This is a genomic window from Streptomyces sp. NBC_01304, assembly GCF_035975855.1.
Taxonomy (GTDB): domain Bacteria; phylum Actinomycetota; class Actinomycetes; order Streptomycetales; family Streptomycetaceae; genus Streptomyces.
This window is the reverse complement of record NZ_CP109055.1, coordinates 1842068-1856037: the sequence shown is the minus strand read 5'-3', so window position 1 is coordinate 1856037 and position 13970 is coordinate 1842068. Positions and strand designations below refer to the sequence as shown.

General features: G+C 71.7%; 12 protein-coding genes and 1 pseudogene. 10 read left to right on the top strand and 3 right to left on the bottom strand.

Annotated features, from left to right (window positions below):
* Window position 1: 1 nt before the first annotated feature.
* The 6 genes and pseudogenes from OG430_RS08155 to OG430_RS08130 all read left to right on the top strand — a co-directional run bounded on the left by OG430_RS08155 (window position 2) and on the right by OG430_RS08130 (window position 5768).
* Window positions 2–826, top strand: a complete 825-nt coding sequence (locus OG430_RS08155; protein WP_327351758.1) for a carbohydrate ABC transporter permease — start codon at window positions 2–4, stop codon at window positions 824–826.
* Window positions 823–2205, top strand: a complete 1383-nt coding sequence (locus OG430_RS08150) for a GH1 family beta-glucosidase (protein ID WP_327351757.1) — start codon at window positions 823–825, stop codon at window positions 2203–2205. Before OG430_RS08155 ends, OG430_RS08150 begins: the two co-directional genes overlap by 4 nt.
* Before the next feature lie 111 nt (window positions 2206–2316).
* Window positions 2317–3318 (top strand): LacI family DNA-binding transcriptional regulator, encoded by a 1002-nt coding sequence (locus tag OG430_RS08145; RefSeq protein ID WP_327351756.1) that lies wholly within the window; start codon window positions 2317–2319, stop codon window positions 3316–3318.
* Window positions 3319–3413: 95 nt separating this feature from the next.
* Window positions 3414–4382: a hypothetical protein gene (locus OG430_RS08140; protein WP_327351755.1), complete on the top strand. Its 969-nt coding sequence runs from the start codon at window positions 3414–3416 to the stop codon at window positions 4380–4382.
* Window positions 4383–4600: 218 nt separating this feature from the next.
* Entirely contained in the window at window positions 4601–4861 is a 261-nt protein-coding gene (locus tag OG430_RS08135; protein ID WP_327351754.1) for a hypothetical protein, read from the top strand.
* 33 nt (window positions 4862–4894) lie between these two features.
* A pseudogene (locus OG430_RS08130) lies at window positions 4895–5768 on the top strand (Fpg/Nei family DNA glycosylase).
* Window positions 5769–5802: 34 nt separating this feature from the next.
* Here the strand turns inward: OG430_RS08130 and OG430_RS08125 are convergent.
* Together OG430_RS08125 and OG430_RS08120 are read right to left on the bottom strand one after the other, a co-directional pair.
* The gene (locus tag OG430_RS08125) at window positions 5803–6447 is read right to left on the bottom strand and encodes a zf-HC2 domain-containing protein (protein ID WP_327351753.1); all 645 of its coding nucleotides are present in this window, start codon (window positions 6445–6447) and stop codon (window positions 5803–5805) included.
* An 82-nt stretch (window positions 6448–6529) separates the two neighbouring features.
* The gene (locus OG430_RS08120; RefSeq protein ID WP_327351752.1) at window positions 6530–7039 is read right to left on the bottom strand and encodes a hypothetical protein; all 510 of its coding nucleotides are present in this window, start codon (window positions 7037–7039) and stop codon (window positions 6530–6532) included.
* Between the two features lie 473 nt (window positions 7040–7512).
* Here OG430_RS08120 and OG430_RS08115 point away from each other — a divergent pair, with 473 nt between their 5' ends.
* Window positions 7513–8721 carry a CapA family protein gene (locus OG430_RS08115; protein ID WP_327351751.1) on the top strand — a complete coding sequence of 403 codons (1209 nt, stop codon included), beginning with the start codon at window positions 7513–7515 and terminating at the stop codon, window positions 8719–8721.
* A gap of 102 nt (window positions 8722–8823) precedes the next feature.
* Window positions 8824–9021 (top strand): hypothetical protein, encoded by a 198-nt coding sequence (locus OG430_RS08110; protein WP_327351750.1) that lies wholly within the window; start codon window positions 8824–8826, stop codon window positions 9019–9021.
* A gap of 83 nt (window positions 9022–9104) precedes the next feature.
* On the opposite strand, the gene OG430_RS08105 is transcribed toward OG430_RS08110, so the two are convergent.
* Entirely contained in the window at window positions 9105–9566 is a 462-nt protein-coding gene (locus OG430_RS08105; protein WP_327351749.1) for a universal stress protein, read from the bottom strand.
* 91 nt (window positions 9567–9657) lie between these two features.
* Between OG430_RS08105 and lysX the strand changes: the two genes are divergently transcribed.
* Both lysX and OG430_RS08095 read left to right on the top strand, forming a co-directional pair.
* Window positions 9658–13020 carry a bifunctional lysylphosphatidylglycerol synthetase/lysine--tRNA ligase LysX gene (gene lysX / locus OG430_RS08100; RefSeq protein WP_327351748.1) on the top strand — a complete coding sequence of 1121 codons (3363 nt, stop codon included), beginning with the start codon at window positions 9658–9660 and terminating at the stop codon, window positions 13018–13020.
* Window positions 13021–13115: 95 nt separating this feature from the next.
* Window positions 13116–13955: a polysaccharide deacetylase family protein gene (locus OG430_RS08095; protein WP_327351747.1), complete on the top strand. Its 840-nt coding sequence runs from the start codon at window positions 13116–13118 to the stop codon at window positions 13953–13955.
* Window positions 13956–13970: the final 15 nt, after the last annotated feature.

Below are 13970 nucleotides of genomic sequence, written 5' to 3'. Positions count from 1 at the left end.
CGTGCGCAAGTCCGGACAACCGCTGGTCTACTTCACCCTGATCGTGGCGATCGCCCTGTCGGCCTTCCCGCTCTACTGGCTCTTCGTGGTCGCCACCCGCTCCAACGACGTCGTCGGCGACTGGCCGCCGCCCCTCCTGCCCGGCGGAAACCTCGGCGACAACATCTCCCGCCTCTTCGCCGCCGAGGACGCCAACTTCCTTACCGGCATGGTCAACTCGGCAATCTCCTCGATCACCGTCACCGTCGCGGTGGTGTTCTTCAGCTCGCTGGCCGGCTTCGCCTTCGCCAAGCTGAGGTTCCGCGGCCGCAACGCACTGCTCCTGGTCATCCTCGGAACCATGATGATCCCCGTCCAGATGGGCATCATCCCGCTCTACATGATCATGGTGGAGCTGGGCTGGCAGAACCGGCTGCAGGCGGTCATCGTGCCGTTCCTGGTCTCCGCCTTCGGCGTCTTCCTGATGCGCCAGTACGCCGAGCGCGCCGTCCCCGACGAACTCATCGAGGCCGCCCGCGTCGACGGTGCCACGACCTTCCGCATCTACTGGACCGTCGTCCTGCCCGCGCTGCGGCCGGGCGCCGCGGTTCTCGGCCTGTTCACCTTCATGGGCACCTGGAACGAATTCCTGTGGCCGCTCGCCGTGTTGGAGGCGGACAACCCGACCGTGCAGTTCTCCCTCTCCCAGCTGTCCACCTCCTACTACACCGACTACACCCTGATGTTCTCGGGCGCGCTGGTCGCCACCGTGCCGCTGTTCTTCGTCTTCATCGCGTTCGGCCGCCAGATCATCGGCGGCATCATGGAAGGGGCAGTCAAGGCGTGAGCACCACCACGGAACCCGGACCCGCATCCGATGCCGGGCGGCCGGAGCCGACACCTGCGGCGTTCGGCCCCGACTTCGTCTGGGGCGCGGCCACCTCCAGCTACCAGATCGAAGGCGCCGCCACCGAAGACGGACGAGGCCCCTCGATCTGGGACACCTTCGCCGCTTCGCCCGGCAAGGTCGACGGCGGCGACACCGGCGCGATCGCCGCCGACCACTACCACCGATACCGCGACGACGTCGCCCTCATGGCCCAACTCGGCCTCGGCGCCTACCGGTTCTCGATCGCCTGGCCCCGCATCCAGCCGCTCGGCTCGGGCCGCATCGAGCAGCGCGGCCTCGACTTCTACCGCCGCCTGACCGACACCCTGCTCGAGCACGGCATCGAGCCCTGGCCCACCCTCTACCACTGGGACCTGCCCCAGCCGTTGGAGGACGCCGGCGGCTGGCCCGCACGCGACACCGCACTGCGCTTCGCCGAGTACGCGGCCGTCGTGCACGAGGCCCTCTCCGACCGCGTCACCCACTGGACCACCCTCAACGAACCCTGGTGCTCCGCCTTCCTCGGCTACGCCACCGGCCGCCACGCCCCCGGCCGCCGCGAACCCGCCGGGGCCGTACGCGCCGCCCACCATCTGCTGCTCGGACACGGCCTGGCGGCCGAAGCCATGCGCGGCGCACAGGTCGGCATCACCCTGAACCTCACCCAGGTCACCGCGCACAGCACCGCACCGGCCGACCTGGATGCTGCCCGCCGCATCGACGGCATGCAGAACCGCCTCTTCCTCGACCCGCTGCTGCGCGCGCGATACCCCGAGGACGTCGTCCACGACCTGGCGGCGACCCTCGACTTCCGTCACGTACAGGAAGGGGACCTCAAGACGATCGCGGCGCCGCTGGACTTCCTCGGTGTCAACTACTACGCGCCCCTGCTCGTCGCCGACGGGGGAGGGGCCCGTACGGCAACGGCGTACGTGGGCGCGGAGTCCGTACGCACCGTGGACGGCGGGCGGCCGCGCACCTCCATCGGCTGGGAGATCGACGAACAGGGCCTGCTCGACCTGCTGTTGCGCCTGAGGCGCGACTATTCGGCCCTGCCCCTGTACATCACCGAGAACGGCGCCGCCTTCGACGACGAGGTGCACGACACCGGCCGCGTGGCCTACCTGAAGGGCCATGTACGGGCGTGCGCCGAGGCCATCGGCCGCGGGGTCCCGCTGGCGGGGTATTTCGTCTGGTCGCTGCTCGACAACTTCGAGTGGTCGTACGGCTATGCCCAGCGCTTCGGCATCGTCCACGTCGACTACGCGACCCAGCGGCGCACCCTCAAGGACAGCGCCCGCTGGTACGCCTCGCTCATCGGACGGGGCGGCGGGTGAACGGGACCGCGCGCACGATTGGGAGCGCTCACAGCATTGATACGCTCCAGCCAGCCAGGAACCACAGCCCGGCACGACAGTGCTCGGACAGACACGGGAGCGGTCCTCAGGATGAGCAAGCGGCAGCCCACTCTCGACGAAGTGGCGCTGCGCGCCGGAGTCTCCCGGGGAACCGTCTCCCGCGTCATGAACAACGCGGCGCACGTCAGCAAGAAGGCCCGCCAGGCCGTCGAGCGGGCCGTCGAGGAGCTGGGCTATGTGCCGAGCGCGGCAGCCCGTTCGCTGGCCACGCAGCGGCGGGGCGCGGTCGTCCTCGCGATCTCCAGCGATGACCCGGCGCTGTTCGCGAACCTCTTCTTCGCCGAGGTCATCACCGGGGTCAACGCGGTGATCGAGGAGACCGACCTGGAGCTGCTCCTGGTCCTCGCGGCCTCCGAGCGCGGCCGCAGCCGGCTCACCCGCATCCTGCAGTCGCGCGGCGCCGACGGCGTGATGCTGCTCGCGCTGCGCGAGAACGACCCGCTGACGAAGATCGCCGAAGAGGGGCACGTCCCCGTCGTGCACGGCGGCCGCCCCCTGGAGAAGGCGCCCCAGTGGTACGTGGACGCCGACAACCGCGGCGGGGCCCGGCAGGCCGTGGAGTACCTGATCTCCACGGGCCGGCAGCACATCGGGACCATCACCGGCTCGCTCGACATGCACGTCGGCGTCTCCCGTCACCTGGGCTTCCGCGAGGCGGTCGCCCTCGCCGGGCTGAGCGACCGGCGGGTGGCGCACGGCGACTTCAGTGAGGAGAGCGGGGCCGCGGGCATGGCCCGGCTGCTCGACGAACACCCCGATCTGGACGCCGTGTTCGTGGCCTCCGACGCGATGGCGGCCGGCGCCCTCACCGTGCTGCGGGAGCGCGGCCGCGCCGTGCCCGACGACATCGCGGTGGTCGGCTTCAACGACATCGTCACCGCCCAGCACACCCAGCCGGCGCTCACGACCGTCCGCCAGCCCATCGAGGCGCTCGGCCGCGAGATGACCCGCATGCTGGTCCGCCTCATCAACGGCGAGCAGCCGACCCCGCTGATCCTGCCCACCGAACTGGTCATCAGGAACTCGGCCTGAGGGCCTGTCCCTGAACCCCGCCGGGCAGGCCCCGCCTTCGAGCCGCGCCACGGGGGGCGGCTCGAAGGCGGGCGCGGCGCGCCTAGGGTTGAGGCGTGCGGCGTACGAACCTGACCGGCCCCGAGGGTGCCTGGACCGGCCTCCTCATCGAGGTCACCGGCCGGCCCCGGCCGTCGCTGTGCCTGCACACGGCGGGCGAGGGCAGGCTGTTGCTCGGGCAGGCGGGTGTGCCGCTGCTGCTCGCCGCGGTCTCCCCGGGACTGCACGGCGTCGACTTCCGGCGCCTCGACACCTTCCGCCCACCCGTGCCGCCGGTCCGCGCCGATCTCGCTCGCCGACACCGGGGCGTGGCCGAGCGCTGGGCCCACCATTTCGCGGCCGCGCTGAGCGACGGGGCAAACGGGCCGCTGCACGACGGGCGGTGGATCCTGTCCGCGCACACACCGTTGCTCCGCTCCTGGAACCGGCACGGCGCGGGCCCCGCGGAGTACTGGGGCGAGGCGCTCGTCCAGGGGCATCCCGACGGCGACATCGACTGGTGGTTCCCGCACGCCGCGCCCTGGCCGGTCTGCCCGCTGCGGCCGATGCCCGGTCCGGACGACGCGCGGGTGAAGGCGTACCGCAAACAGGCGCGGGAAGGCACGCTGCCGCCGGTCCTGTTGTGGTGGGTCACCGGCCTGCAGAGCCTTGTGCCGCTCGACGGCCACGCCCGCCTCGCGGCCGCCCTGGCCGAGGACATCGAGCCGCCGCTCCTGGTGCTGCACCGCGCCGCCCCACCGGACGAGCTGGCCTCCGGCACTCACGAGGCCGCCACCGCCTACGAGACCGAGCTCGCCCGCTGGGCCGAACTGCGCGCCACGCACGGCCCCCGGATCCCGGACGGGACCGAGCAAGCCGGGCATGCCCTGGCGCGCCGCCTGACCGAGCTGCACACCGGACACCGTCCCACCTGGGCCTGGCCATTGCCCGGCGGCAGCGCGGCGTGGGAGCGGATCGCGGCCGAGCACGCGCCGCACCTGCTGCGGGGGCCTCGCGGATCGTGCGGGACGCCGCCTGCTGGGTAGGTCCCGGGCGTCGCCGCACGTGGCTGTGGCCGTTGTCCTGCGGCGGTGCTGCGGTGGCACGCGGAAGCGGATCGCGGCCGAGCACGCGCCGCACCTGCAGCGGGGGCCCCGCAGCAGGTGCGGGACGCGGCCCGCTGGGTAGGCCCCGGGCCGTCGCCCCACCTTCGCGGCCCCGCAGCGGCACGTGCGGCCCGCCCCAGCCTGGGTAGGCTCCCGCCATGACCGACCAGCCGCCGACCGCCCCGCACGCCGAGCACGTCGTGGACACCTCCCCGACCGGCGCGGAGATCACCAGCACCGAATGCCCGCAGTGCGGCGCCCAGGTGGCGGGGCTCAACGGGCGGTACGCATGCGGCATCTGCGGCTGGGTCAACCACTGGTCGCAGGGCCACGGCGATCTGCCCACGGCCGAACAGGACCCGGACTACCCGGGCCCCGACGCACCCCGCCCCACCGCCCTGCGACGCAGACGAAGCTGAGCGTTCCGCCGCCGGATGCGGCAGGCTGGAACCATGCCCGAGCTCCCCGAAGTCGAGTCGCTCAAGGACTTCCTGGGCGACCACGCCGTCGGCCTGACGCTGGTGCGGGTGCTGCCCGTCGCGGTCAGTGTCCTCAAGACGTACGAGCCGCCGCCGACCGCGCTCGAGGGCGAACCGGTGACGGCCGTGCGGCGGCACGGCAAGTTCCTCGACCTGACCGTGGGGGAGGGGGAGCGGGAGCTGCACCTCGTCACCCACCTCGCCCGGGCGGGCTGGCTGCACTGGAAGGACCGCCTCCCCCGACGGCATGCCCAAGCCGGGCAAGGGCCCGCTCGCCCTGCGCGTCGCCTTCGAGGACGGCTCGGGCTTCGACCTCACCGAGGCGGGCACGAAGAAGGGCCTCGCCGTGTACGTCGTACGGGATCCGGCAGAGGTCCGCGGCATCGCCCGCCTCGGCCCCGACCCGCTCGCCCCCGGCTTCGACGCGGCGGCCCTCGCGGCGCTGCTGCACGGTGAACGCCGCCAGATCAAGGGGGCGTTGCGGGACCAGGGCCTGATCGCGGGAATCGGAAACGCGTACAGCGACGAGATCCTTCATGCGGCGAAGATGTCGCCGTTCAAGCTCGCCGACCACCTCACCTGCGACGACGTCGAGGTCCTGTACGAGGCCCTGCGCAGCACCCTGCAGGACGCCGTCGAGCGCTCGCGCGGCCTCGCTGCGGGCAGGCTCAAGTCGGAGAAGAAGAGCGGCCTGCGCGTGCACGGCCGCACCGGGGAGCCCTGCCCGGTGTGCGGGGACACGATCCGCGAAGTGTCCTTCGCCGACTCGTCGTTGCAGTACTGCCCCACCTGCCAGACGGGCGGCAAGCCGCTCGCCGACCGCCGGATGTCGAGGCTCTTGAAGTAGGTGGCGTACGGCCGCACGGCTGCGGCGTACGGCTTTACGGCTGACGCAAGGTCACGAGCCTGCGCCCCTCGGCCGTCCGCACCTCGAACCGGTCGATGTCGTCCGGCCGCAGGGCCGACCCGCCCTGCGTGCGCACCGCCTCGCCGCGCCGCCCCGACACCGCCCATGTCGTCACGGTCTGTTCCGTGCCGTCGGCGGCGACGGCGATCAGCTCGCACACCCGGGGCCCGCGAGCGTCACGGACCTCGAGGCCGACCTCCGTGCCCCAGTCCCGGCCCCGCTCCGTGAGTACGGCGGCCACCCCGGTAGCCGGGTCGTGCGCGGAGATCCGCAGGCCGTCCTCGGGCGCGCCGGGCAGCACCAGGAGGCCCCCGACGGCCGCGAGACCCACGGCCACCGCACCGGCCGCCACCACCCTCGGCCACCGTGCGCGCGCCGGAGTCACCTCGTGCAGCAGCCGCTCGAGGAGGGCGGGGGAGGGCGCGGCCAGTGGCCCGACGACGGACGGCGTGAGCGTGGAGTAGTGCCCCAACACCCTTGCCGTACCGGCGAATTCATCCACCGTCAGGACACAGGCCGGGCAGGCCATGAGGTGGTCCTCGAAGCGGAACGCGTCCGCCCGGTCGAGGACGCCGAGCGCATAGGCGCCGGCATCGCGATGCGGCTCGAGGGTCCTCATGTCGATCCTTACGTTCAGCGGTGCTGCTGCGACCTCAGGTACTGCCCTGGGCCCTCCCGTACGCAGCAGACCGCCGAAGCGTTCAGAACAGGTGGATCGCCAGATGCCCGAGCGGCAGCCCCAGCTGCCAGGCGGGCGTCCACACCTTCGGCCCGTCGTCCTCGCCCTGCGCCGCGCCTTCGAGGAGCGCCGCGTCCAGGTCGGGGGCGAGCAGCTCCGTCTCCTGCAGCCAGGTCCAGGCGACCCGCGCGAGATCCAGGTCGGGCCCGACGCCGCCGGCCTCGAAGGCCTGTTCCTCCAGGCGGTCCATCCGCTCGCTGACCCAGTCCTGCCACGGCTGGTCGTACGCCGTCAGCGAGAGCCAGGTCTCCAGCTGGGAGATGACCCGGATGCCGGAGAGTTCCCCGTCGGCGTCCGACAGGAAGATCGTCAGGGCCAGCGCGTCGCGCCCGGCCCGGTACTCGAACGACGTGGGCGGCATGAGGTCGCCGGTGCGCAGGAGCTCATCGGCGATGTACTCCGCGTACAACCAGGCCATCGGCACCGTCAGCTCTCCACTGCTGCCGGCGTCGTTCGTGCTTCTGTGCGGCATCCTGATCGCCTTTCTGAGCTTCCTCCGGTCCCTCCGGCTCCGTTCGCGGGCGAGGCCCCCGCTCCGTTGGGCAAGCGGCGGGGTGAGTTGAACGGCTGGGAGTAGCCGATTACTCAACGAGGCCGCGAGCAAGGGGTTTTACGGAGGTTTGACTCGGGCTCCGGTTTCGGCCCAGGTCGGTGGCGCAACCCGGAAGAACTCGCCGCGGTGCGCGTGCTGCCTTCTGCGCACGGGGGTTCACGCTACCGGCTCCGGCGTCCGCGGGACCCGGTTCTCGAGTATGGCCCCGGCCACTTCGCGACCTGTGCTCGAGGTCCGCGCGGAGGACGTCCCGTGGAGGCAAATGGAAGGATCTGACTCCGTTTCAGGGACTAAGCCGGTATTGCTCCTTGACTCCTCTTGTGTCCAAATGTGGATTCATCTGGCTGCTATCCGAGCGAATCCCCGATTCACCGAATGACGGAGCCTGGCCGATGACTCAGCGCACTCAGCGCTCACCCCGCACGCGACAGGGCATGGCGGTCCTCGCCGCCGCACTGCTCTCGGCGACCGCGGCATGCACCGCCTCGCAGGCGCCCGCACCGGGCCCGGCGGCCGACGCCCCGCTTCCCGGGGCGCCCTCCCCGGCGGGCGGCGGCCACGGCAAGGCGGCGCGCGGGATCACCATCGCCGCGACCGGCGATGTGCTGCCGCACGCCTCGATCATCCGCCAGGCCAACGCGGATGCGGGGGGCGACGGTTACGACTTCACGCAGATGCTCGCGGGCGCCAAGCCGGTGATCTCCAAGGCGGATCTGGCGATCTGTCACATGGAGACCGTCTACGGAGCGAACGGCGACTACACCGGCTACCCGACCTTCAAGTCCCCGCCCCAGGTGGCCGCGGCCCTCGCCGAGACGGGCTACGACGCCTGCTCCACGGCCTCCAACCACACCCTGGACGCCGGCCCGCAGGGGCTGCGCCGCACCCTGGACGCCCTCGACAAGGCGGGCATCCGGCACTCCGGCTCGTACCGCTCGGCGAAGGACGCGAGCAGGCCCACGCTCATGAACGTGGGCGCCGCCAAGGTCGCGCACATCGCCGCCACGTACGGCACGAACGGCTTCCCGCTGCCCAAGGGCCAGCCCTGGGCGGTGAATCAGCTCAACGAGCGGAAGATCATCGCCGATGCGCGCGCCGCCCGTAAGGCCGGCGCCGACATCGTCGTCTTCAGCCCGCACTGGGGCACGGAGTGGCAGGACGCCCCCGATGCCAAGCAGCGCACCCTCGCCCGCCGCCTCACCGCCTCGCGGTCCGGTGGCCGCCCCGACATCGACCTGATCATCGGCACCCACGCCCATGTCCCGCAGGCGTACGAGAAGGTCAACGGAACCTGGGTGATCTACGGCATGGGCGACCAGATCGCCGGCAGCATGATCAATTACTCGGGCGCCCACGACCCCCGAGGCAACATGGGCACGATCGGCCGCTTCACCTTCCTGCCCCCGAAGCAGCCCGGCGGCCGCTGGGAGACCGGCAAGGCCGAGTTCATCCCGCAGTGGTTCGACACGGAGGAGGGTCGCGTCGTCAACCTCAACGCGGCCATCAAGCGCGGCGCGGACTACACGGACGTACGCGACCGCATCCGCCGGGTGGTGCTGAGCCGGGGGGCGGCGAAGCAGGGGCTTGTGATGGGGCAGTAGCGCCGTCGGCCGCCGCGAGCCCGATCGCGGTCCGGCCCTGATGCACCGGCTCTCTCCGTCTCGCCCGCGCGTACCGTCAACGGGTAGGGGAGAGGGGGCGTCATGGTGACGTTCGACCCGGACAAGAAGCCGACCAAGCGCACGGTGTGGCGTCGGATCTTCGGCCTGAACCCGGCGGCCGATGTGCGCCGAGCCCGGCTGGACACGCGGGACATGAAGGAAGCGAGGGCCAAGATCAAGAGGGCCCGATCGGACCGCGCGTACGTCAAGCAGCTAAAGAAGGACGGCACGCTGAGGTAGCCGACCGCATGACCGAGCCCCCGCCCTCACCGGGCGGGGGCTCTTCGCTGCCGAGCGGCGTTCTGCGGGTGAGCCGCGCAGCGCTACGGCACCACCGTCACCGGCCACCGCCCCGCCTTCACGAGGCGTACCGCGATCGACCCGATGATCCGGTGTCCCGCCTGCTCGGACGTGCCCACCACCACGGCGTCCGCCTTGAGGTCGTCCGCCGCGCCGACCAGGCCGCTGTACGGGTCGCCGCGGAAGGTGTGGAACTCCCAGCGCACGTCGAATATGCCCTTCACCCGCTCGGCGCTCTCCCGGATCTCCTGGATCAGGCTCTCGGCGATCTCGTCGGTGGTGTCGGCGACGGGCGCACCCATGGCGGCTCCGGCCGCGAGCAGCGGCTGTACGTAGACGACCGCGAGCAGCGCGTTCTGTCTCCGGGCCAGGCCTCCGGCATATGCCGCAGCCCGCAAGGAGGAGTCGGAGCCGTCGACGCCGACGACGATCACCTTGGGTCCGTCAGTACCGCGCTCGAACTGCTGGGACTGGTCTTCGGTCACGGCCCCGAGGCTAGCCCAGGGCCCCTCGCCCGCCGCTCATCGGCACCCGCTCGACGGGCGGGGTCGGCAAGCTCTTCTTAGAGTCGGGACCATGAGTGCCAGCGTGGAGGAGTCCGGGCCCCCGATATCCGAGGGGCCGCCGCCGCGGGACAAGGGCAAGGCGGTGGACCGCGAGCCCGAACCGGGACGCGGCCAGGGCTTCCTTGCCAAGGTGCCGGACGGCTTCGCGACCGCCTTCGGCCTGCTCGGCCTCTACTGTGCCGTCACCGCGCTCATCGCACCGCTGCGCCGCCTCTTCGCGCCGGTCACCCGGGCCCTGGACCACGCCACCGTGCCGGTCAGCCCGAACCTCGCCTACGCGGTGTTCCTGTTCCTGCTCGCCGCGGCCTGCGCCTCCCGCAAGACCATTGCCTGGCGCATCGTCGTCGCCTATCTGTCCCTGCTGCTCATCTGGGACGGCATCCGCATCGCACAGGGTCACTGGCACGACAACCTCGCCTCCGCGGTCGTCTGTGCCGCCGCCCTGGTCGTCCTGGTCCTCGCGTACCGGGAGTTCTACGCGGACTCCAGGCGCGGCGCGTTCCTGCGGGCCCTCGGCATCCTCGCGGCCGGCCTGGGCTCGTCGATCCTCATCGGCTGGGGCCTGGTCGAGCTCTTCCCGGGCACCCTGGAGCGCGGCCAGCGCTTCCTGTGGGCGGCCAACCGGGTCTGCGGCGGCCTGGTCTCCGGGCGGCAGTTCGACGGTTCGCCGCCGCGCCCGCTGTACTTCTTCCTCGGCCTGTTCGGCGCCCTCGCGCTGATCCACGCCGCCCTCACCCTGTTCCGCTCGCAGCGCATGGAAGCGGCCCTGCACGGCGACGAGGAGCCCCGCATCAGGGCCCTGCTCGGCGCGTACGGCGAGAACGACTCGCTCGGCTATTTCGCCACCCGCCGCGACAAGGCCGTCGTCTTCTCGCCCAACGGCAAGGCCGCCGTCACCTACCGCGTCGAGGCGGGCGTCGTCCTGGCCAGTGGCGACCCGGTGGGCGACCCCGGCTCCTGGGACCAGGCCATCGAGGCCTGGCTGGAAGCCGCCAAGCGCTACGCCTGGGCGCCGGCCTGCATGGGCGCCTCCGAGGAGGGCGCCAGGGCCTTCGCCCGGCACGGCCTCGGCGCGCTGGAACTCGGCGACGAGGCGATCCTGCACGTCGCCAAGTTCGACCTCGACGGCCGCGACATGCGCGTCACCCGCCAGGCCGTCAACCGCGTCAAGCGCACCGGCGCCACCTGCCGGGTGCGCCGCCACTCCAGCCTCTCCGACGAGGAGATGGAGCAGATCATCGACCGCGCCGACGCCTGGCGCGACACGGAGACCGAGCGCGGCTTCTCCATGGCCCTGGACCGGCTCGGCGACCCGCAGGACGGCGACTGCCTGCTCGTCGAGTGCATGGACGCGAACGGCAAGCTGCTCGCCCTGCTGTCCTTCGTCCCCTGGGGCAAGGACGGCATCTCCCTCGACCTGATGCGCCGCGACCGCTCCGCACCCAACGGCGTCATGGAGTTCATGGTCGCCGAACTGTGCGCCGTCGTCGGCAAGTTGGGCGTGCGCCGGATCTCCCTCAACTTCGCCGTCTTCCGCGCCGTCTTCGAGGAGGGCGGCCGGATCGGCGCGGGCCCGATCCTGCGGCTGTGGCGCAAGCTGCTGCTGTTCTTCTCCAAGTGGTGGCAGCTGGAGGCCCTGTACCGCTCCAACGCCAAGTACGACCCCGAGTGGTACCCCCGCTTCATCTGCTACGGCGACGCGGGCTCGCTCGCCCGGATCTCGCTGGCGTCCGGCATCGCCGAGGGCTTCGTCTCCGTACCGTCCATGAGCAACCTCTGGGCCAAGGGCCACCGGCCCGCCCGCTTCGTGCAGCCCTCGACCACCGCGGGCCTGCCCCCCATCGAAGAACTCGGCCTGGGCGCAACGGCCGCCGAGGACCAGGACCCCACCGCCGGCCTGCCCGAACAGGTCCGCATCCGCCACCGCAAACTGCAGCGCCTCCAGGACAGCGGCATCGACCCCTACCCGGTCGGCATCGCCCAGCGCACCCACACCCTCGCCGAGATCCGCGCCGCCCACCCCTCGCTCACCGCGGGCACTCGCACCGGGGAGCAGGTGACCGTCGCGGGCCGCGTGATGCTGGTACGCAACCTCGGCGGCGTCGCCTTCGCGGTCCTGCGCGACTGGTCGGGCGACCTGCAACTCGCCTTCACCCGCGAGCACTTGGACGCCTTGAAGAGCTTCACCGCCACCACCGACATCGGCGACCACATCACGGCGAACGGCGAGATCGCCGCCTCCGACAAGGGCGAGCTTTCCGTCTTCGTCACCGACTGGCAGCTCACCGGCAAGTGCCTGCGCCCGCTCCCCGACAAGCGCCGCGGCCTCGCCGACCCCGAGGCCAAGGTTCGCCGCCGCTATGTCGACCTGGTAGCCAACCCGGATGCCCGCGACGTCGTACGCGCCCGCTCGACGGCCGTACAGGCGCTGCGCCAGGGCCTGTTGGAGCGCGGCTACCTCGAGGTCGAGACGCCGATGCTGCAGCAGATCCACGGCGGCGCCAACGCCCGCCCCTTCACCACCCACATCAACGCCTACGACCTCGACCTCTATCTGCGCATCGCCCCCGAGCTCTACCTCAAGCGGCTCTGCGTCGGCGGCCTGGAGAAGGTCTTCGAGATGGGCCGCACCTTCCGCAACGAGGGCGTGAGCTACAAGCACAACCCCGAGTTCACGATGCTGGAGGCCTACCAGGCCTTCGCCGACTACGACGTGATGCTCAACCTCACCCGCGAGCTCATCCAGGGCGCCGCGACCGCGGCCTTCGGCTCGGCGGTCGCCCGCAAGGCCGATGAGAGCGGCAAGCTCGTCGAGCACGACATCTCCGGGCTCTGGCCGGTCAAGACCGTGTACGGCGCCATCTCCGAGGCCCTCGGCGAGGAGATCGACGCCGACACCGAGCTGCCCGAGCTGCACCGGCACTGCGACCGTGCCGGGGTGCCGTACACCCCCGAGAACGGACGTGGCGACGTCGTCCTCGAAATGTACGAGCGCCTGGTCGAGGAGAAGACCGAACTCCCCACCTTCTACAAGGACTTCCCGACCGACGTCTCCCCGCTCACCCGCCAGCACCGCACCGACCCCCGGCTCGCCGAACGCTGGGACCTCGTCGCCTTCGGCACCGAACTGGGCACCGCCTACTCGGAGTTGACCGACCCGGTCGAGCAACGCCGCCGCCTCACCGCCCAGTCGCTGCTCGCGGCCGGCGGCGACCCGGAGGCGATGGAGCTCGACGAGGACTTCCTGGACGCCCTCGAATACGCGATGCCGCCCACCGGCGGTCTGGGCATCGGCGTGGACCGGCTCGTCATGTTCCTCACCGGACTGACCATCCGGGAGACGCTGCCCTTCCCCCTTGTAAGGCGTCGCTGAGGATTCCGCATCCCCAGCCGGTCCCATCAGGTGTTTTCGCCCGCGTCCCCGTGTTGTTGAGGCCGCACGGCATGCCGCCGTGCGAGGCATTAGTCATGAAAAACGACGAATCGCTTTCGGGGCGTCGCGCACTGCTGCGCGGCGCCGCCGGAGCTGCCGCTGTGTTCGGTCTCGGCGCCGTCTCCGGGTGCGGCAGCTCCGCCACTCCCGCCCGGCCCGTCCCGGGCGCGGCCGGCGCCCGGGCCGCCCGCCCCATGAAACCGTCCGCGTACCGCCTCCAGCCGATGGGCGCCGCGGGCCCGCAGCGTGTCACGGCCACCCAGCTGCCCGTCCGCAGCCGGCCCATCCTGCGCCTCAAGGGCGGTGGGCGCAGCATGGTGCTCACCTTCGACGACGGACCCGACCCCAGGTACACGCCCGGCATCCTGCGCACCCTGCGCAAGCACGACGTCCGGGCGATGTTCTTCCTGTGCGGTGAAATGGTCGATGCCTTCCCGCACTTGGTGCAGGCGATCGTCGACGACGGGCACGTCGTCGGCAACCACACCTGGTCCCACCCCCAGCTGACCCGGATGTCCCGGGCCGCGGTGCGCGACGAGATCGTGCGCACCAGCGAGGCGATCGAGGAGGTGACCGGCGAATCCCCCCAGTGGTTCCGGGCTCCCTACGGTGCCTGGAACCGGGCGGCCTTCGAGGTCGGCGCCGAGCTCGGCATGGAGCCCCTGGCGTGGACCGTGGACAGCCTGGACTGGACGGAGCCGGGCACCGGCACCATCATCCGCAACGTCATGGCGGGCGCCGGCCCCGGCGTGGTGGTGCTGTCCCACGACGCGGGCGGCAACCGGTCCCAGAGCGTGCGCGCCCTCGGCACCTACCTGCCCGAACTCCTCGACTCCGGCTACCGGATCAGCCTGCCCCGCCGCCGCGCCATGTGAGGCGGCCTTGAACGG